The organism is Blautia sp. MSJ-36 (genome assembly GCF_018917985.1).
GTDB lineage: Bacteria > Bacillota > Clostridia > Lachnospirales > Lachnospiraceae > Blautia_A.
Genome location: NZ_JAHLPQ010000022.1, coordinates 1 through 19165, shown reverse-complemented (window position 1 = coordinate 19165; position 19165 = coordinate 1). Strand labels below are relative to the sequence as shown.

Annotated in this window: 17 protein-coding genes; 12 read left to right on the top strand and 5 right to left on the bottom strand. The window is 45.6% G+C overall.

From position 1 onward, the window contains the following. Positions 1-29: 29 nt before the first annotated feature. Both KQI39_RS13150 and KQI39_RS13145 read right to left on the bottom strand, forming a co-directional pair. On the bottom strand, positions 30-2000 hold the full coding sequence (locus tag KQI39_RS13150; protein ID WP_216418909.1) for a hypothetical protein: 1971 nt from the start codon (positions 1998-2000) through the stop codon (positions 30-32). Between the two features lie 74 nt (positions 2001-2074). Next, entirely contained in the window at positions 2075-2893 is an 819-nt protein-coding gene (locus tag KQI39_RS13145) for a histidinol-phosphatase HisJ family protein (protein WP_173762876.1), read from the bottom strand. 260 nt (positions 2894-3153) lie between these two features. Here KQI39_RS13145 and gap point away from each other — a divergent pair, with 260 nt between their 5' ends. The 3 genes from gap to tpiA all read left to right on the top strand — a co-directional run bounded on the left by gap (position 3154) and on the right by tpiA (position 6350). Then, the gene (gene gap / locus KQI39_RS13140) at positions 3154-4173 is read left to right on the top strand and encodes a type I glyceraldehyde-3-phosphate dehydrogenase (RefSeq protein WP_021652276.1); all 1020 of its coding nucleotides are present in this window, start codon (positions 3154-3156) and stop codon (positions 4171-4173) included. Between the two features lie 186 nt (positions 4174-4359). Next, positions 4360-5556, top strand: coding sequence for a phosphoglycerate kinase (locus KQI39_RS13135; protein WP_216418907.1), 1197 nt, complete (start codon positions 4360-4362; stop codon positions 5554-5556). A 44-nt stretch (positions 5557-5600) separates the two neighbouring features. Then, positions 5601-6350, top strand: coding sequence for a triose-phosphate isomerase (tpiA, locus tag KQI39_RS13130; RefSeq protein WP_015527001.1), 750 nt, complete (start codon positions 5601-5603; stop codon positions 6348-6350). 117 nt (positions 6351-6467) lie between these two features. Here tpiA and KQI39_RS13125 read toward each other — a convergent pair whose 3' ends face one another. Next, on the bottom strand, positions 6468-6746 hold the full coding sequence (locus KQI39_RS13125) for a helix-turn-helix domain-containing protein (RefSeq protein WP_148447428.1): 279 nt from the start codon (positions 6744-6746) through the stop codon (positions 6468-6470). A 101-nt stretch (positions 6747-6847) separates the two neighbouring features. On the opposite strand from KQI39_RS13125, the gene KQI39_RS13120 reads away from it, so the two are divergent. From KQI39_RS13120 to KQI39_RS13090, 7 genes are all read left to right on the top strand, one after another. Then, the gene (locus KQI39_RS13120; protein WP_173762877.1) at positions 6848-7069 is read left to right on the top strand and encodes a hypothetical protein; all 222 of its coding nucleotides are present in this window, start codon (positions 6848-6850) and stop codon (positions 7067-7069) included. A 124-nt stretch (positions 7070-7193) separates the two neighbouring features. Further along, complete coding sequence (locus KQI39_RS13115; protein WP_148447424.1) at positions 7194-8312, top strand: Mbeg1-like protein; 1119 nt, start codon at positions 7194-7196, stop codon at positions 8310-8312. Positions 8313-8366: 54 nt separating this feature from the next. Then, positions 8367-9662, top strand: coding sequence for a homoserine dehydrogenase (locus KQI39_RS13110; protein WP_148447422.1), 1296 nt, complete (start codon positions 8367-8369; stop codon positions 9660-9662). A 139-nt stretch (positions 9663-9801) separates the two neighbouring features. After that, positions 9802-11343, top strand: a complete 1542-nt coding sequence (gpmI, locus tag KQI39_RS13105; RefSeq protein WP_216418905.1) for a 2,3-bisphosphoglycerate-independent phosphoglycerate mutase — start codon at positions 9802-9804, stop codon at positions 11341-11343. Positions 11344-11531: 188 nt separating this feature from the next. Then, positions 11532-12884 carry an MATE family efflux transporter gene (locus KQI39_RS13100; RefSeq protein ID WP_216418903.1) on the top strand — a complete coding sequence of 451 codons (1353 nt, stop codon included), beginning with the start codon at positions 11532-11534 and terminating at the stop codon, positions 12882-12884. A gap of 153 nt (positions 12885-13037) precedes the next feature. After that, positions 13038-14690, top strand: coding sequence for a L,D-transpeptidase family protein (locus tag KQI39_RS13095; protein ID WP_253293183.1), 1653 nt, complete (start codon positions 13038-13040; stop codon positions 14688-14690). Positions 14691-14787: 97 nt separating this feature from the next. Continuing rightward, complete coding sequence (locus tag KQI39_RS13090) at positions 14788-15087, top strand: DUF3784 domain-containing protein (RefSeq protein ID WP_148447416.1); 300 nt, start codon at positions 14788-14790, stop codon at positions 15085-15087. Positions 15088-15184: 97 nt separating this feature from the next. Here the strand turns inward: KQI39_RS13090 and KQI39_RS13085 are convergent, their stop codons facing one another. Both KQI39_RS13085 and KQI39_RS13080 read right to left on the bottom strand, forming a co-directional pair. After that, the gene (locus KQI39_RS13085; RefSeq protein WP_216418939.1) at positions 15185-16543 is read right to left on the bottom strand and encodes an MATE family efflux transporter; all 1359 of its coding nucleotides are present in this window, start codon (positions 16541-16543) and stop codon (positions 15185-15187) included. A gap of 2 nt (positions 16544-16545) precedes the next feature. After that, positions 16546-17166 carry an HAD family hydrolase gene (locus tag KQI39_RS13080; RefSeq protein WP_216418900.1) on the bottom strand — a complete coding sequence of 207 codons (621 nt, stop codon included), beginning with the start codon at positions 17164-17166 and terminating at the stop codon, positions 16546-16548. A gap of 149 nt (positions 17167-17315) precedes the next feature. Here KQI39_RS13080 and sfsA point away from each other — a divergent pair, with 149 nt between their 5' ends. Together sfsA and mutY are read left to right on the top strand one after the other, a co-directional pair. After that, positions 17316-17996, top strand: coding sequence for a DNA/RNA nuclease SfsA (gene sfsA / locus KQI39_RS17430; RefSeq protein WP_173762881.1), 681 nt, complete (start codon positions 17316-17318; stop codon positions 17994-17996). Between the two features lie 12 nt (positions 17997-18008). Next, positions 18009-19058: an A/G-specific adenine glycosylase gene (mutY, locus tag KQI39_RS17425; RefSeq protein WP_253293181.1), complete on the top strand. Its 1050-nt coding sequence runs from the start codon at positions 18009-18011 to the stop codon at positions 19056-19058. Positions 19059-19165: the final 107 nt, after the last annotated feature.

Genomic DNA, 19165 nt, shown 5'->3' with positions numbered 1-19165 from the left:
ACGGGCAGTGTCCTTTTGGGTGGAAATCGTTATTTCGTATGCATAAGCCAGATAAATCCAAAGGCAGGGAGCTCTACGGCCTGAGCGTCTCTCTGAACTCCGGTAAGGAGATCTGTGTAAGTACCGTCCTGCTCGTTGATCCAGGCTACTTTGTCCTGGTCGCTGAAGTTGTAGATGCAGATCAGTTTTTCTTCAGAAGTTTCTTTTACCAGGGCAAGGAGGGATTTTTCCCAGGTTTCCAGTGTGTGTGCAGGAACATCTGGTGCAAATACCGGATGGCTGGCGCGGATGGATTCCAGCTGTTCTAGGCTGTTAAAGATACGTCCCTGGATCGTTTCGGCATCGGCTCTGTTCTGGGCAAGTGTCCAGTTGAAGCGTCCGTTGTGGAGCCAGCGGGGATCAGAAGCCTTGGAAGTGTCGGTTTTGTAGGTGTAATCGTTCAGTTGTCCGACTTCGTCACCGCTTCGAAGTACCGGAATTCCTGGAAGGGAAAGAAGCAGTGCGTGGAGTGTTACGTCATAGCGGATTCCGCGGCTGACACCATCGGCATTTCCTTCATAATCAAAACGTTCGATTCCTGCAAGGGAGGCAGTTGTTCCACAGAGTTCTGCTTCTTCGGTTTCCGGATTTACATAGATCTCGCCCCGGGCAAAAGAATCCGGGAAAAGACCGGCGAGGAATTCATTCAGATAATCTCTGTGAGGGCCTTCTGTGATAAAGCTGTCTTTCAGAAAATCATAGTCCAGATTCCAGCGTACCGTGTTGCGGTTGCGGAGATAATTCTGAAATACCGGTGCCTGTGGAAGATTGGCAGTCTTATCAATTCCGTGGCGGAGAAGAGCAGTATCCTTTGTGGCAACCGTGTGCCAGATATCGGACATCAGCTGTGTGCTGTTTACAATGTGAAGTTCCGGCATATCGGAAGTTCCGCCGAATGCAGCTGCTTCGGAAGGGGTGCGGTCTGTCTCGCCAAGGAGAAGGACTCCTGGGCATACGATCTCGCAGACCATTCGTGTCATACGGAGAAGGGAATGCAGCTTCCAGAGGTTTTCGCTGTTCATCACAGGGAGGACACCAAGGCTGAATACAGAAGCCCCCTCATTTGCAAGTTCCAGGATCTGGAGAAGCATTGCATTGAAAAAGGCCGGAGTCTGAAGTACACATGGAGCACCGGACTGTGGGTCGTCCACAGAAAGGCTTAACGGGATTTCAAGAGCCAGGCGGATACCTGCTTTCTGGCAGTTAACTGCAAGGTCGTGCAGATCTTCTGAACTTCCAATCTCCGGGATAATGCGAAGAGAGCAGTTGGAAGTTGCCTGGAAAAGATCTGTCAGGTACAGAGTGTCTGCCTTGCATTCACTGATATAGTCCAGCTTACTGGACAGTCCGGCAAGGGTATCTGCGAAATCCGCAGGATTTACAGCCATTCCGGTGAACGTGGTCTTACGGAACCATTCCGGATCCGCAGCACAGTTCTGGTCAGCTTCTTTCATGGAAAGAGAACGCTCACGGTAGATCTCTTTCATCTTCTTTGTGAGGCTTGAGAATGTGCCGGAAACCTCCGGATGATTACGGAACAGCTCGCAGTAGAGCCATTTCAGATCATTGTAGTAGTGGTTCAGGCGTTTCTCGTAGAGGGCATCGTAGGCGGTGTCTTCTTTGGAAGTCTCAACTTTCAGAGGTTCTGTTTTGGAAGTAGTTACTTTTGCCGGTTCGGTCTTTGCAGTTGTGACTTTGATCGGTTCGGTTTTTGAGGTTTCCACCTTGATCGGCTCGGTCTTGGAAGTCTCGACTTTGATTGGCTCGGTCTTGGAGGTTTCCACCTTGAGTGGCTCAGTCTTGGAAGTCTCGACTTTGACCGGTTCGGTTTTGCTTGTTCCTACTTTCGGTGGTTCTGTCTTAGAAGTTTCAATTTTAGCAGCAACTGTATTTTTCTTCAGCTGCTGTTCTTTTTTTGCCTGCATGGCAGCTTTCTTTTTCTGGAGTCTTTTTGTTGACATATAGAGTTCCTCCTTAGATAAATGGTATTTTCGGTATAAAAATGTAAACTCTCTGACCGGAGAGAGAAATAGATCTACAGCTTATGGAAAACCGGCTGACGGTTTTTAAACACAGTATAATAGGAAAAGCCGCATTCACGGAGAACATCTGCTGCTTTGTCAAAAGCATAGGCGATTTTATCCGGGGTGTGGGCGTCTGCACCGATGGTAATAATTTCACCGCCAAGTTCATGATAGCGGCGGATTACATTTACACATGGATTTGGCTCGCCAAGGCCGTAGTGATAACCGCCGGTATTTAATTCGATTCCAATGTTCTTACGGATCAGTGTGCGGAGAATTTCATCCAGGATTTCTTTATAGCGGCCATAAGAGTACTGACGGTTCTGATTGGGGCCGTAACGCACCACATAATCAATATGTCCGTAGACATCCATTTCATCAAAGGCAGCGACATTTTCCAGAATGGATTCAAAATATTCCATATAGCAGGCGGATTCTTTCCGTCCCTCAAAATAAGAAGGATAATAGGGATCGTATCCGTGTACGACATGAGAAGAACCAATAACAAAATCGAAGGGGATTTCTTTCAGAAGTCCGGAGAAAGATTCAGAAAGATGGGGCTGAAGTCCAAGTTCGATTCCGAAATTTACAGTGATCTGGTCCCGAAAAGCATCAGCCAGTTCAAAAAGACGCTGGCGGTATGCCGGGATATCCAGGGAAAAGTCCAGATTTTCCGGCGTTTCCGGGTAATCCGGATCAAGGTGTTCCGTAAAACAGATTCCTGTAAGACCATTATCAACTGCGGCCTGGATCATATTTTCCATGGGTGTTTCGGAATCTGCGGAAAAAGAGGAGTGCATATGGCAGTCCCATAAAATTTTCTGGCCCATTTTGTACCTCCATATTCAAGTCTGTGTAGTGTGTAACAGCTGCTGTACCTGCTTGTTGTGTTACAGCTGGCAGGACAGAAATTTCTCTCACAGAATTATAACACATTTTTCGGAAATTTTCTTAATATTTATTTTAATGTGCTTTTTTATAAATAGCTCTTGAATTTTTGTTTGGAATTAGGTACAATATGAGACAGGTTGATGTTTCTTTAACAAAGGAACGATTTAAATCACCATTCAATTCATAGGAGGAATTTATCATGGCAGTAAAAGTTGCAATTAATGGTTTTGGACGTATCGGTCGTCTTGCATTCCGTCAGATGTTTGGAGCAGAAGGATTTGAGATCGTAGCAATCAACGATCTTACATCTCCTAAGATGCTTGCTCACTTATTAAAATATGATTCTACACAGGGAAGATATGCTCTTGCTGATAAAGTAACAGCAGGCGAGGATTCCATCACAGTAGACGGAAAAGAGATCAAAATCTATGCTAAGGCTAACGCTGCAGAGCTTCCATGGGGAGAGATCGGTGTAGACGTAGTTCTTGAGTGCACAGGTTTCTACACATCCAAAGACAAAGCTCAGGCTCATATCGATGCAGGTGCTAAGCACGTAGTTATTTCCGCTCCGGCTGGAAACGACCTTAAGACAATCGTTTACAACGTAAACCATCAGGGTCTTACAAACGAGGACAAGATCATCTCCGCAGCTTCCTGTACAACAAACTGCCTTGCACCAATGGCTAAGGCTCTTAACGATCTTGCACCGATCAAATCCGGTATCATGTGCACAATCCACGCTTACACAGGCGATCAGATGACACTTGACGGACCGCAGAGAAAAGGCGATCTGAGAAGATCCCGTGCAGCTGCAGTTAACATCGTTCCGAACAGCACAGGTGCTGCTAAAGCTATCGGACTTGTTATCCCAGAGCTTAACGGCAAACTTATCGGTTCTGCACAGCGTGTACCTACCCCAACAGGTTCTACAACAATCCTTACAGCAGTAGTTGAAGGAAACGTTACTAAAGAGCAGATCAACGCAGCTATGAAAGCAGCTTCCAATGAGTCCTTCGGATACAACGAGGATGAGATCGTATCCAGCGATATCGTTGGTATGAGATTTGGTTCCCTCTTCGATGCTACTCAGACAATGGTACTTCCACTTGAGAATGGCACAACAGAGGTTCAGGTAGTTTCCTGGTATGACAACGAGAACTCCTACACAAGCCAGATGGTTCGTACAATCAAGCACTTCGGAAAACTTCTGAACGCTTAATTTTCTGCGAACGGGTGTAGAAGAATAGACTCAGAAAGGGTCCGGTCTGAAGAGGACCGGGCCCTTTTTTTCCAAAAGACCAAACAAAAAAATGTCTGAGGAAATGACTGTTAACAGAGCGGACAACAATACCGCTCGCCCTTATTCATCTGCTTTTGCAGAAATAAAAGTTAAGGAGATATAGAGATGCTGAACAAAAAAAGTGTTGACGATATCAATGTAAAAGGACAGAAAGTACTTGTAAGATGCGACTTCAACGTTCCGCTTCAGGACGGAAAGATCACAGATGAGAACCGTCTTGTAGCTGCTCTTCCTACAATCAAGAAACTGATCGCAGACGGCGGAAAAGTTATCCTCTGCTCCCACCTTGGAAAACCGAAGGGAGAGCCGAAACCGGAGCTTTCTCTTGCACCTGTAGCAGTTCGTCTTTCCGAGCTTCTTGGCCAGGAAGTTAAATTTGCAGCAGATCCTGAGGTAGTAGGACCGAACGCAAAAGCTGCTGTAGCAGAGATGAAAGATGGTGATGTAGTTCTTCTTGAGAACACACGTTACCGTGCAGAAGAGACAAAGAACGAAGACAAGTTCAGCGAAGATCTTGCTTCCCTCTGCGATGTATTCGTAAACGATGCATTCGGAACTGCTCACAGAGCTCACTGCTCCAACGTAGGTGTTACCAAATATGTGAAAACAGCAGTTGTAGGATATCTGATGCAGAAAGAGATCGATTTCCTCGGAAACGCTGTAAACAATCCGGAGAGACCATTCGTTGCAATCCTTGGCGGTGCTAAGGTTTCCAGCAAGATCTCCGTTATCAACAACCTTCTTGACAAGGTAGACACACTGATCATCGGTGGTGGAATGTCCTATACATTCTCCAAAGCTATGGGCGGACATATCGGAAGATCCCTTTGCGAGGATGATTACCTTCAGTATGCTCTCGACATGATGAAGAAAGCAGAGGAGAAAGGTGTAAAACTTCTTCTTCCTGTAGATAACAGAATCGGTGATGACTTCTCCAACGACTGCAACATCCAGATCGTAAAACGTGGTGAGATTCCGGACGGATGGGAAGGAATGGATATCGGAACAGAGACAGAGAAAATCTTTGCAGATGCTGTAAAAGATGCTAAGACAGTTGTATGGAACGGACCGATGGGATGCTTCGAGATGCCAAACTTCGCACATGGTACAGAGGCAGTTGCAAAAGCTCTTGCTGAGACAGACGCAACAACAATCATCGGTGGTGGTGATTCTGCAGCAGCTGTAAATATCCTTGGATATGGTGACAAGATGACACACATCTCTACAGGTGGCGGTGCTTCTCTTGAGTTCCTTGAGGGCAAAGAGCTCCCAGGTGTAGCAGCAGCTAACGATAAAGACTGATAAAAAATAAAGTGTTCCACGAACACAAAAAGGAGATAAAAACAATGGCAAGAAAGAAAATTATTGCTGGAAACTGGAAAATGAACATGACACCAAGCGAGGCTGTAAAGCTTGTTGAGACTTTAAAACCGCTTGTTGTTAACGATGAAGTTGACGTAGTATTCTGCGTACCGGCTATCGACATCATCCCTGTTGTTGAGGCAGCTAAAGGAACAAACATCCAGGTTGGTGCTGAGAACATGTACTTCGAGGAGAAAGGTGCTTACACAGGAGAGATCGCTCCGGCTATGCTCGTAGATGCAGGCGTTAAGTACGTAGTACTTGGACATTCCGAGAGAAGAGAGTACTTCGGTGAGACAAACGAAGACGTTAACAAAAAAATGCTCAAAGCTTTCGAGCATGGTATCACACCGATCATGTGCTGCGGTGAGACACTTACTCAGAGAGAGCAGGGCGTAACAATGGACTTCATCCGTCAGCAGGTTAAGGTTGGATTCCAGGGTGTTACAGCTGATCAGGCTAAGACAGCAGTTATCGCTTACGAGCCGATCTGGGCTATCGGAACAGGTAAGACAGCTACAACAGAGCAGGCTCAGGAAGTTTGCGCTGATATTCGTAAATGCATCGCTGAGATCTATGATGACGCTACAGCAGCAGAGATTCGTATCCAGTACGGCGGATCTGTAAACGCTGCAACAGCTCCTGACTTATTTGCTCAGGCTGACATCGACGGCGGTCTTGTAGGTGGCGCTTCCCTGAAACCAGATTTCGGAAAGATCGTAAACTACAAATAAGAATAAACAAAGAAAGGGGCTTCGGCCCCTTTTTTTTGTGGAATAATGGAAAATCTATTTGTCAAAAAAAACTCTCTCTGACATAAATACGCAGAAATAAAAATTCGGTGTTTATGCTCAGAGAGAGTTTTTCTTATTTTCGGAGGAAGAACTGTTTTTCTCCGAAATTTCTTTTGGATTATTATTCATTTCATCCGGATCAGGAATATGTTCTACGATATCTTCAATATCACAGTGAAGAATGGAACACAACCTGTCTATTGTAAAAATTTCAATGTTTTTGTTTTTTCTAAGCCTGTCCAGAAGAGAACGGGTAATTTCATAGTGTTCATAAAGATCATACTGAGTAATACCTCGTTCTTTCATTGTGACCCAAAATCTGTCATACTTTATCATATGTTTATCCTGTCCGATTCGTCCTTGAATTAATCTTATTATGAATGTAAAATTGGAATCACAACAGTGTCCTTATAGAGACACTATGGAAAGGAGAAACAATGAGGAAATTTTTGAAGGTATTTTTTTCATTGGCGGTTACCATATATTTTTCGACTACCATGTTCTATTGTTTTGTGGCCGGAGCACCGCAGAATGGAAAAGGAGCTGTAATTTATGTAGTGTCAGCAGCAGGCCTGTCAATTCTGTTTCCGGCTTTTACCTGTGGCTGTATTCATTACATTATCTATCTCAGGAAAAAACTGGATAAACAGGGCAAATAATCAGGTTTTATGGTATGATAAAGAAAAACAGAGGATGGATGAAACCGGACAGTTATGTATTATAATAGAAAGAAAGACTGTAACTGTGCGGAAGACGCTTATGTGATTATTTGTGGAGGGTTTTATGGGAAATATTCTGGATTATCTTGACTGGAGAGGGGACCTTACTTTTGAACAGTCACCGTTTAATGAAGTTGACAATCTGATACTGTCATGCTTTTCCTATCTGGATCTGGATGAGATAACCGAGCTGAAAAATGGAGATACTCTTTGCATAAAGGATCTCTCAGAGAGATTTTCCACAGAAAAAAAAGAACAGGATATGAAAGCAGAAAGTGCGTTTTTGCAGAATACGCCGGTTCTTCTTGAAAAGATGGCCCGTTCGAAACGATTCCGGGAATGCATAGTGGGAGGATTTGTGAATGAAATTCTGTCCAGACAGGCACAGCAGTTTGCGGCAGTGATGATCGGGCTGGGAGATGGAACATCCTATATATCTTTCCGGGGAACCGATGATACGATTGTGGGATGGAAAGAGGATTTTAATTTGAGCAATGGAGTTGTTCCATCCCACAGAAAAGCTCTGGAATATCTGGAAGAACACGGAACCTATCTGCAGTCCATGTTGCGTATCGGAGGACATTCCAAAGGTGGTAATCTGGCTATGTATGCTGCCATGCAGTGTAATGAAATACTTCAGGAGAAGATTCTTTCTGTTTACGATAACGACGGACCAGGATTTCCGGAGGAATTTTTCAGCCCTGAGAGAGTGGAGAAGGTTTTGCCAAAAGTCACCCGTATTATACCGGAGGCATCTGTGATCGGTATGCTTCTTACGCATCAGAAAGAACCGCTGATCGTGGCAAGCAGTCAGAAAGGCATCCTGCAGCACGATGCTTTTACCTGGGAGGTGATGGGGCCGTCTTTTATTCAGAAAGAAACACTGACAAGGAGGGCGGCGGCATCAGACCGGAGTCTTCACAAATGGATTGATACTATGAATGAAGAGGAAAGGGCACATCTGATAGGAGAACTTTTTTCTGTGCTTGAGGCCACCGGCGCGGATACGATTTCCCAGATTCAGGATGGAGGCCTGAAAAGTCTGGCTGCCATGGTACGACAGCTGGATAAAATGGAGCCTCACTCCAAAGCTATGGTACAGGAATTGATTGTCGGAATTTTTGGCAGCTGGCTGGAACTCCTTCCGCTGCCGGAGCTTGACAAAAAGCGTTTTCTGCCATAACATAGGAGTTAACTCTGATAAAAATTGGAAAAAACGGAAAGGGGACATCAGAAAATGAGCGAAAAAGTCGTAAATGCGGCCCTTCTTGGTCTTGGAACAGTAGGAACCGGAGTCTATAAAGTTATCAAAAATCAGGAGCAGGAAATGACAGCCAAGCTTGGATGTCAGGTAAAGATCACAAAGATCCTGGTGCGTAACCTCGAAAAAGCATCTAAAAAAGTAGAAGATCCATCTGTTCTTACAACAGACTGGGCAGATATCGAAGGAGATCCTTCTATTGATATTGTGATCGAGCTGATCGGTGGAATTGAGCCGGCCCGTACTTACATTCTTGCAGCACTGAAAGCCGGAAAGAATGTAGTAACTGCAAATAAAGACCTGATCGCAGTTCACGGAAAAGAGATTCTGGAAACTGCCAAGGCTGCACAGAAAGATTTCCTGTTTGAGGCTGCTGTTGCCGGAGGAATTCCGATTATCAGCCCGCTTAAGAATAGCCTCGAGGCCAACCATGTAACGGAAGTTATGGGAATCGTAAACGGAACTACGAACTTTATCCTTACCAAGATGTCCCAGGAAGGAATGGAATTTTCCGATGCCCTTGCCCTTGCCACAGAGCTTGGATATGCAGAGGCAGATCCGACTGCAGATATAGAAGGAATTGATGCAGGAAGAAAGGTAGCGATCCTTGCTTCTGTTGCTTTTAATTCCAGAGTTACCCTTGACAATGTTCATATCGAGGGAATCACCAAGATCACAGCGAAAGATATCCGTTACGCCAAGGAAATGGGCTGTGAGATCAAACTTCTGGGTGTTGCCCGCTGCCAGGAGGATGGCGTTGAGGCCTATGTATGCCCAATGCTGATCCCTGCAGAGCATCCTCTTGCATCTGTCAATGATTCCTACAATGCAGTATTTGTACATGGAGATGCTGTAGGTGATACTATGTTCTACGGACGTGGAGCAGGAGAACTTCCAACAGCAAGTGCGGTTGTTGGAGATGTATTTGAGGTAGTCCGCAACATGAAGGCAGACTGCTGCGGCCGTGTGGGCTGCACCTGCTATAAGACACTTCCTGTAAAAGCCATGGCAGATACCCACAACCGTTACTTCCTCCGTCTGCAGGTTGAGGACCGTTGCGGTGTGCTGGCAGAGATCCTGGAGCACTTTGCAAAATATCAGGCAAGTGTCGCACAGATCATGCAGAAAGAGAGCAAGAGACCGGATACTGCAGAGGTTGTTGTGATCACCAAGCTGGTAAGTGAGGGAGCTTTCTTTAAGGTCAAGGAAGAGCTGGAGAACAGTGCATCTGTAAGAAAGATTTCTTCCATGATCCGTGTATATGAGAAATAAAAAAAGCGTTGCAAAATTCCTGGATTTTGGTACTATATAAAATGGAAAACAAAAGAATCCCAGATGGCGCAGGACATTTCCGGATCACCGGAAGCTTACGCCGGATGGAACTTCGATCAAAGATAAGAAGGGGAAAATTATGAGTAAAAAACCAACAGTTTTAATGATCCTTGATGGATACGGACTCAATGACAGACATGACGGAAATGCTGTATATGAGGCGAAGACACCGGTTATGGACGGACTTATGAAAGATTATCCGTTTGTAAAAGGTAATGCCAGCGGTCTTGCTGTAGGTCTTCCGGACGGACAGATGGGTAACTCCGAGGTTGGTCATATGAATATGGGCGCAGGCCGTATCGTATACCAGGAGCTTACAAGAATCACAAAAGAGATTCAGGACGGAGATTTCTTCAAGAACGAGGCACTTCTCGCTGCAATGAAGAACGCAAAAGAGAACGATTCTGCAATCCATTTCATGGGACTTCTTTCTGACGGTGGTGTACACAGCCACAACACACATCTCTACGGACTTCTTGAGATGGCCAAGAGAGAAGGTCTCAAGAAAGTTTATGTACACTGCTTCCTGGACGGACGTGACACACCGCCTGCATCCGGTAAAGAGTTTGTAGAGCAGCTGGAAGCCAAGATGAAAGAGATCGGCGTTGGTGAGATCGGTGTGATCTCCGGACGTTACTATGCAATGGACCGTGATAATCGCTGGGATCGTGTTGAGCTTGCATACAAAGCACTTACACAGGGCGAAGGCGTAAAGGGAACAGACGCTGCAGCAGCAGTTCAGGCTTCCTATGACGATGACAAGACAGATGAGTTCGTACTTCCGACAGTTATCGAGAAAGACGGAAAACCGGTTGCAACGATTTCCGATAAGGATTCCGTTGTATTCTTCAACTTCCGTCCGGACCGTGCAAGAGAGATCACAAGAGCTTTCTGTGATGATGATTTCAAAGGCTTTGAGAGAGCTAAGAGACTGGATACCACATTCGTATGCTTCACAGAGTATGACGATACTATCCAGAACAAACTGGTAGCATTCCACAAAGTTCTTCTTCACAATACATTCGGTGAGTACCTTGCAGCTCATGATATGACACAGGCACGTATCGCTGAGACAGAGAAATATGCACATGTTACCTTCTTCTTCAACGGTGGCGTTGAGGAGCCGAACAAGGGAGAGGATCGAATCCTTGTAAAATCCCCGAAGGTTCCGACCTACGATATGCAGCCGGAGATGAGCGCACCGGAAGTTTGCGAGAAACTTGTAGAGGCGATCAAATCTGACAAATATGATGTGATCATCATCAACTTCGCAAACCCGGATATGGTTGGCCACACAGGTGTTGAGGCAGCTGCAATCAAGGCTGTTGAGACTGTTGATGAGTGTGTAGGTAAGGCTGTAGAGGCAATCAAAGAGGTTGACGGACAGCTCTTTATCTGTGCTGACCACGGTAACGCAGAACAGCTTGTAAACTATGAGACAGGTGAGCCATGGACAGCTCATACAACCAACCCGGTTCCGTTTATCCTGGTAAACGCAGATCCGAAATACACACTTCGTGAGAACGGATGCCTTGCAGACATCGTTCCGACACTGATCCAGCTTATGGGCATAGAGCAGCCGAAGGAAATGACAGGAGAGTCTCTTCTTGTTGAGAAATAAATAAGATATTATGGAATCCCCGCAGATTTTCACAGATCTGCGGGGATTTTTTGTATTTCCTTGTTTCTGTTTCCACACATAAAAAATTTTTTCAAAATCATCTTGTAAAATCATTCCATTTCAACTATAATCCCTCTGATACATAAAAACAGGTAACTTTTGGGTAATTTGGGGGAAAAGAATATTTCATGAAAACAGACATGACACAGGGCAAACCGGTAAAAGTGCTCCTGGGATTTACGATCCCGGTATTTATTGGTAATGTATTTCAGCAGTTCTACAATATGGTAGATGCGGTGGTTGTAGGAAAATTTGTAGGAACAAAGGCACTGGCGGCAGTGGGCTCAACAGGAACCATCATCTTTCTGATCATAGGTTTTCTTCTGGGACTGACTGCCGGCTTTACCGTACTGACCGCGCAGAAATATGGTGCGGGAAAAATGGATGAGATGCGCCAGACAGTAGGTAACGCACTGATTCTGACAGCAGTGATTTCCGCAGTTATGACAGCAATCAGCATGACAGGCATGCATGCACTTCTGAAATTCATGCATACACCAGATGATATTTTTAACGATGCATATGCTTACGTTATGATCATCTGCGGAGGTATTTTTGCCCAGGCTTTATATAATATTCTGGCCAGTATCCTCCGTGCACTGGGAAACAGTAAGATACCACTGTATTTTCTGATCTTATCTGCGATGCTGAATATCGTGCTGGATCTTGTATTTATCATAGTGTTTAAGCTGGGAGCGCCCGGAGCAGCCTGGGCTACCATTATTTCCCAGGGAGTATCCGGAGTTTTATGCCTTCTGTATATTTGGAAATTTGTGCCGGAACTCCGCATGAAAAAAGAAGACTGGTATTTCCGGCGCAGTCTTGCCTTCAAGCAGATTGGTGTTGGAATTCCCATGGGACTTCAGTATTCCATTACAGCGATCGGAACCATGATGGTACAGTCTGCCTTAAATATGTTGGGTTCCTATGCAGTGGCAGCATTTACCGCAGGAAGTAAGATCGAGCAGATTTTTACCCAGGCATTTGTGGCACAGGGAACTGCCAGCGCTACCTATAACGCACAGAATATCGGAGCCGGAAAGCTTGAAAGAGTGAGGGAAGGATTCCGGGCTTCCCATTTTATCGGAATTGTATACTCGATTATTGTGGGAGGTTTTCTGTTCTTTGCTGGCAAATATTTTGCATATCTGTTTATCTCGGATAACATTGAAGAAGTGCTTCCTATGGTAGCAATCTATGTAAAATGTGTGGCGTTGTTCTTTATTCCGCTGTATTTTGTCAATGTACTTAGAAACGGAATCCAGGGAATGGGATATGGTCTTCTTCCTATGATGGCCGGCGTGGCAGAACTTGCGGGAAGAGGAATCACAGCTACGATTGCGGCAGGAAGAAGCAGCTATATTGGCACCTGTCTGGCAAGTCCGGTGGCATGGATTTTTGCAACGGTGCTTCTCTGGGTTATGTATTTCTATGTTATGAAAGATATGTCCCGGAAATTGTACGGTACAAATAAGTTATAAAAAAACCGTGAAATGAGATGCAATTTCCAGAAAGTATGATATAATGAAAAAGCTGGTAACTGATCTGTGTACATAAGTACAGATCAGCCCGGAAAGTATCAATGGAAAGGTGTCTTTTCGAAAGACACATAAACATAGAGGTGAAATAAAAATATGAGCAACGAGGAGAAGAGGGATATCGAAGATAAAATCAATGATGCCATGGCCAAGATTGTCAGCGATACAGTCGGAGATGCCCAGCCTGAGAAAAAATCAGATGCATCTGCTTCTCAAAAGTCTGCCCGGCCTTCGAAGTCAGCGAGACCTTCCAAGTCGGCAAGACCGAAGAAGATCACGTATGTGCCGATTGATGAATCTGAATTTGCCCCAATCGTTCTCCCCCAAAAAAAGAAGCATAAGGCGTTAAAAGTAACCGGAATGATCGCGGCCATGGTTCTGGTAGCAGCCGGCTGTGCATATGCCGGAGTGTCTTATTATTACACGAACCACTTTTTTGAAGGGACAACGATCAACGGAATTGACAGTTCCAACAAGACTGCCTATGAGGTGGAGCAGGAGATTGCCAGCAAGATGGAGAACTATACCATCGAGGTAAAAGCGAGAGATCAGGAATCACAGACCATTACAGGATCAGATATTGATTATCGCTATATATCCAGTGGCGAAATTCTGAAACTCCTGAAATCTCAGAAGCCATATGAGTGGGTGAAGGGATTTTTTGGAGAAACCACTTACACAGCCAAGGAAGAAACAGCTTTTGACAAGAGTAAGCTGGAAACACAGGTGAAAGCACTGAACTGTGCACAGAAAGAAAACCAGGTGGCGCCGGAGAATGCATATGTAAGTTTTAACAATTCAGAATTTACCATTGTGCCGGAAACCGAGGGCACGGAGCTGAAGGTGAAGGAAGCATACCAGATGATCAGCGAAGCCATCAGCAGTGATGATGCAGAAGTAGATCTGGGCAGTAATCCGGATGCATATGTCACAGCGGATGTTACCAGTGACAGTGCAGATCTTCAGGCAACGGTAGATGCATATAATAACTTCGCAAAAGCAAGCATCACCTATACATTTGGAGATGAGACAGTAACACTTGATGGAAGCACTATTAAGGACTGGCTGCAGTTTGATGAAAAAGGACAGCTGATACAGGACGATGCGTCTTTTAAACAGCATATTGTGGATTATGTAGCACAACTTGCCGCTTCTCATGATACGGTAGGCACTGAGAGACAGTTCCAGACCACAAGTGGAAGAACCGTATCGGTATATGGTTCTGCATATGGATGGAAGATTGATCAGGATGCAGAAGTAGCACAGCTTACCCAGGAGATTCAGTCCGGTACACAGACAACAAGAGAGCCGGTGTATTCCATGACAGCCAATTCTCATGGTGCCAACGATCTTGGAAATACTTACATTGAAGTAGATCTTACAGAACAGTATATGCGGTATTATCAGGATGGAAGTGTGATTTTTGAGTCCGATATTGTATCCGGACTTGCAAGTGATCCGGAGAGGAAAACGCCTCCAGGAATCTTTACCCTGTATTATAAGAAGAGCCCGGATGTGCTCCGTGGTACCAAGAAGGCAGATGGAACATATTCCTATGAACAGCCGGTAACCTACTGGATGCCGTTTAACGGGGGAATTGGATTCCACGATGCAGACTGGCAGCCATACTTTGGTGGTGACCGGTATCTTACAGGAGGTTCCCACGGCTGTATCAATATGCCACCGGATAAGGCAGGAGAACTTTACAATATTATTCAGTACAATGTTCCGATTATCTGTTTCTATTGATCGAACCCATATCAAGCGGATATTCGGTTAAAATCAGACAGGAGCCAGCCGGTGATCCGGTGCAGGGCTCCTGTTATTTATAAGGAGGAAAATAATTATGTTTGACCAGTCATTCAGTTACATACTGGCAATTGCGGCACTGGTAATTGGTATTATGATTCTTACCGGCCATGGTTCTGTTTTTATGAAAGGTGGAAACACCCAGGCCAGAGCGCAGAAGTATGATGAGAAAAAAATGGAAAAAGTTTCCGGAATCGGTCTGATTCTGATTGGAATCGCAACAGGAATTGATGCGTTTACCACAAGTGTGACAGCGAAGATTGTTTATGTGGTTGTGCTGTTTGTGATACTTGCGGTATATCTGTTTGTTCTCAGAACAAAATGCCTGAAAAAATAAGGAAGAAAATAAAAAGGACTCCCCGTAAATAAGGAATCTGTATCCGCATGATTCCTGTATTTACGGGGAGTCCTTTTTGTCCCTGATGTGGGAAAAATTATTTTAATTTTGTATGGCTGGTATGCCGGAATGTCAGCGTAAAGACGATACCTTTCACAATAGAAGTAAGGGAAAGTGCCCACCAAATACCATCAAGTCCCATTCCCGCATGGGTCAGCAGCATAGCCAGTGGAATTCTGGAACCAGTCAGGATAATACTGATGATACTGCAGAGCTTCGTCATTCCAAGGCCGGACAGCGCACCGATGGTCATAAGCTCGATAGCCATAAAAGCTTCACTGAAACCGATGATAGTCAGGTAATTTACGGAAATTCCAAGGGATTCCGGATCATGGAAAAACAGACCGGAGATCGGGCGTGGAAGCAGCACAAAAGATGCAGTTATAATAAGACCCCAGATTGCCAGGATGCCGAAAGAAATGCGGTATCCATGGCGGATGCGGTCGTATTTTTTTGCACCGAAATTCTGTGCGGTAAATGCATTTAATGCAGAGGCAAAACCATCTGCGGTATTCCAGGAAACAGATTCGATCTGCCCGCCCACACGCTGGACAGCGATGGCAGCAGCACCGAAGGCGGAAACCATTCTGGTCAGTACCATGGAGATCATGCAGTAGATCATGCTCTGGATAGCGGTTGGAAAACCAATGCGGAAGATATTTTTATAAAATTTTCCCGGAAAACGTGAAAAAAGATGAAGTTCACGAAGTACATTTGTTTCCAGCCCGGAAGTAAAGATCCGGAAAATCAGCACTGCAAAAACCAGGAACTGTGCAGTTACTGTGGCAATGGCAGCACCTGCCGTTTCAAGCCGTGGAAAAGGTCCAATGCCAAGGATCAGGAGCGGATCCAGGAGCATATTTCCCACAAGTCCAAGAAAATTGGCCATCAGCGGAGACCTGGAATCTCCCTGGGCTGTAAAAAGTCCGGTGAGGGTCAGGTTCAGGAAGGAAAAAATGATCAGTCCGCAGGTGATCAGCATATAAGATCTGGCAGAAGCATAGGCATCAGGGTCTGCCAGATTAAAAAATCCGATCAGCGGATCGAGAAAAACGATGCTTGCCACAGCAAATAAGAGACCGAAGAGAATGGTCATCTGCAGGGCACTGGCCGCGTAGGAACGTGCCTCTTTATAATCTTTCCTGCCGCAGGCCTGGGCTGTGTTTACCTGTCCTCCCATTCGGGGAAGGGCGACCAGTCCCTGGGAAAGCCACACATACATGCCGCCTACCCCCACACCGGCAACTGCCTTGGATCCCAGAAGCCCGATCCAGGCCATGTCCGTGATATTATAGGCAGTTCCCAGAAAGGACGAGGCCATGATAGGAAGGGCCAGTTCCGCAAGAGTTTTCAGGATTGGACCGGAAGTAAGGTCTATGGATTTTGATCTTTTCATACTCATCTGCATATCTCCGTAAGGTCAAAAGGCCTGGTGATCCGGTAATCCGGTTTATCCACCTGACCGAAACCGTATTCAGCAAAGATAAAAGGAACTCCTGCTTTCCGGCAGGCATTAAAGTCTCCTATAGTATCACCGATATAAACCGGATCGGAAAGATTATTATCCTCGCGGATCTTCATGATATTTTCCGCTTTGGCCATGCCGGTGTCACCGGGACAGAGATGGCCCTTGAAATAGTGGCCAAAGCCTGTGGATTTCAGGAACACTTCAATATATCCGGCCTGGCAGTTACTGACGATAAAAAGAGGAAAACGGCTGGAAAGAATCTTCAGTGTTTTCTCAAGATCCGGATACAGCGGAGCACATTTGCGAAGCAGTGCCTCGTGCTCTGCCTGGCAGCAGCCGTCGATGATACGAAGCTGTTCTGCTTCCGGAAGCTCAGGGAAAAGAGTCTTTGCTATATCCGGCAGCAGCTGGCCGAAAAGCCCCATCAGTCGTTTGGCGCTTACGTCGGTATCCATGTGCTCCGTATGGATAAGGTAATCACTCCAGGCCTCAGCTACGATCCCGGTGGAATCCCAGAGCGTACCGTCAACATCAAAAATAATACTGTCCATCAGAAAAACCTCCCAAAAAATCTGTAATATGTAAAAAAGCAACCCTTTGTACTGGACATAGTACAAAACAATTCTATATGAGAAAAGAAAAAAAAGCAACTGCGCTTTTGAAGATTTTATGTTATAGTAAAAGATACGAGGGAAAAAATATGAACTATAAAAATACGATCAGAGGTATTTTCAAAGACAGGCCCAACCGGTTTATCGCCCATGTACAGATCGGGGATCAGCTGGAGACGGTTCACGTAAAGAACACAGGCAGATGCCGGGAACTTCTTGTTCCGGAAACGGAAGTGATCCTGGAAAAGAGTGACAACCCTGCCAGAAAAACGAAATACGATCTGATTTGTGTGAACAAAGGGGGCCGCTGGATCAATATGGATTCCCAGGCCCCAAATAAAGCAGCAGAAGAGTGGGTGGCAGCCGGAAACCTTTTTCCGGAGGAAGTGACGGTCAGGCGTGAGAAGACATACGGAAACTCCCGTTTTGACCTGTATGTGGAATCCGAAGAGCGGAAGGCTTTTATCGAGGTAAAAGGCGTCACCCTGGAAGAAAATAATATCGTGCGTTTTCCGGACGCGCCTACAGAGCGTGGGATCAAGCATCTTTACGAACTGATGAAGGCGGCAGCTGACGGCTATGAAGCCTACCTTCTTCTGGTAATCCAGATGAAGGACGTACGGTATTTTGAACCGAACCGGGAGACACATCCGAAGTTCGGAGAAACACTTAAGGAGGCAGCAGATGCCGGTGTCCATATCCTGGCCTATGACTGCGCCATCACGGAAGATTCCATGAAGATCTGTGATCCGGTACCGGTGAAATTATAGAAAGGAAACAATATGACCGAAAACATTGCAGAACCCCTTCTGAAATGGTACGATAAAAACAAGAGGATCCTGCCCTGGCGTGATAAGAATAATGCCTATTATACCTGGGTATCAGAGATCATGCTCCAGCAGACCCGGGTGGAAGCTGTGAAACCTTATTTTGCACGGTTTATCCAGGAACTTCCCGATGTGGAAGCCCTTGCAGCAGCGCCGGAAGAGCGGATCGTCAAGCTGTGGGAAGGCCTTGGTTATTACAGCCGTGTTCGCAATATGCAGAAAGCGGCCATTCAGGTCATGGAAGAATATGATGGCAGGATTCCTGAAGACTTTGAGACACTTCTCTCGTTAAAAGGAATAGGAAGATATACGGCAGGTGCCATTGCGTCCATTGCCTATGGGAAGAAAGTCCCGGCAGTAGATGGAAATGTGCTGCGGGTATATGCAAGACTGACCGAAAACAGGGGAGATATCATGAAACAGTCTGTGCGGAAAGCCGTGGAAAACGAGCTTACAGAGCGGATGCCTAAGGATCGGCCAGGGGATTTCAACCAGGCCATGATGGAACTGGGAGCTGTAGTCTGTGTTCCAAACGGAACGGCGAAGTGTGAAGAATGTCCCCTTGGGCAGTTCTGTCTTGCCAGAAAACACGGAACTGTAGAAGAACTTCCGGTAAAAGCACCGAAAAAAGCTCGCACCATAGAACAGCGCACAGTCCTTGTGATCCAGGACGGGGCCAGCACAGCGATCCGGAAACGCCCGGATACAGGACTTCTGGCAGGCCTTTATGAACTTCCCAATGTGGAAGGACACCTGACCAAAAAGGCAGCGCTTGCCCAGGTGAAAGATATGGGACTGGAACCCTTAAGGATCGAAGCACTGCCGGATGCGAAGCACATTTTTTCCCATATTGAATGGAGAATGTGCGCCTATCGTATCGCCGTATCCTCCCTGGAAGAAGCACCTAGGGAAAAGTTCCTGTTTGCGGATAAGAGAGAATCCGATAAAAAATATGCAATACCATCTGCGTTTCGCGCATACACCAGATACATGAAGTCCAGCTAATAAATGTCAATAGTTAAATGAAAAAAATTGCTCTTATTTTCTGGCTAAAAAAGGGTAGACGTCCCCCTTGGTGAAAATATCGTTCTTTTGAAAGATATTGATTCGTT

What these genes read in the sequence shown, in the direction of transcription:
- KQI39_RS13150 (WP_216418909.1), bottom strand. Translation starts at nt 2,000, where the DNA reads ATGTCAACAAAAAGACTCCAGAAAAAGAAAGCTGCCATGCAGGCAAAA.
- KQI39_RS13145 (WP_173762876.1), bottom strand. Translation starts at nt 2,893, where the DNA reads ATGGGCCAGAAAATTTTATGGGACTGCCATATGCACTCCTCTTTTTCC.
- gap (WP_021652276.1), top strand. Translation starts at nt 3,154, where the DNA reads ATGGCAGTAAAAGTTGCAATTAATGGTTTTGGACGTATCGGTCGTCTT.
- KQI39_RS13135 (WP_216418907.1), top strand. Translation starts at nt 4,360, where the DNA reads ATGCTGAACAAAAAAAGTGTTGACGATATCAATGTAAAAGGACAGAAA.
- tpiA (WP_015527001.1), top strand. Translation starts at nt 5,601, where the DNA reads ATGGCAAGAAAGAAAATTATTGCTGGAAACTGGAAAATGAACATGACA.
- KQI39_RS13125 (WP_148447428.1), bottom strand. Translation starts at nt 6,746, where the DNA reads ATGATAAAGTATGACAGATTTTGGGTCACAATGAAAGAACGAGGTATT.
- KQI39_RS13120 (WP_173762877.1), top strand. Translation starts at nt 6,848, where the DNA reads ATGAGGAAATTTTTGAAGGTATTTTTTTCATTGGCGGTTACCATATAT.
- KQI39_RS13115 (WP_148447424.1), top strand. Translation starts at nt 7,194, where the DNA reads ATGGGAAATATTCTGGATTATCTTGACTGGAGAGGGGACCTTACTTTT.
- KQI39_RS13110 (WP_148447422.1), top strand. Translation starts at nt 8,367, where the DNA reads ATGAGCGAAAAAGTCGTAAATGCGGCCCTTCTTGGTCTTGGAACAGTA.
- gpmI (WP_216418905.1), top strand. Translation starts at nt 9,802, where the DNA reads ATGAGTAAAAAACCAACAGTTTTAATGATCCTTGATGGATACGGACTC.
- KQI39_RS13100 (WP_216418903.1), top strand. Translation starts at nt 11,532, where the DNA reads ATGAAAACAGACATGACACAGGGCAAACCGGTAAAAGTGCTCCTGGGA.
- KQI39_RS13095 (WP_253293183.1), top strand. Translation starts at nt 13,038, where the DNA reads ATGAGCAACGAGGAGAAGAGGGATATCGAAGATAAAATCAATGATGCC.
- KQI39_RS13090 (WP_148447416.1), top strand. Translation starts at nt 14,788, where the DNA reads ATGTTTGACCAGTCATTCAGTTACATACTGGCAATTGCGGCACTGGTA.
- KQI39_RS13085 (WP_216418939.1), bottom strand. Translation starts at nt 16,543, where the DNA reads ATGAAAAGATCAAAATCCATAGACCTTACTTCCGGTCCAATCCTGAAA.
- KQI39_RS13080 (WP_216418900.1), bottom strand. Translation starts at nt 17,166, where the DNA reads ATGGACAGTATTATTTTTGATGTTGACGGTACGCTCTGGGATTCCACC.
- sfsA (WP_173762881.1), top strand. Translation starts at nt 17,316, where the DNA reads ATGAACTATAAAAATACGATCAGAGGTATTTTCAAAGACAGGCCCAAC.
- mutY (WP_253293181.1), top strand. Translation starts at nt 18,009, where the DNA reads ATGACCGAAAACATTGCAGAACCCCTTCTGAAATGGTACGATAAAAAC.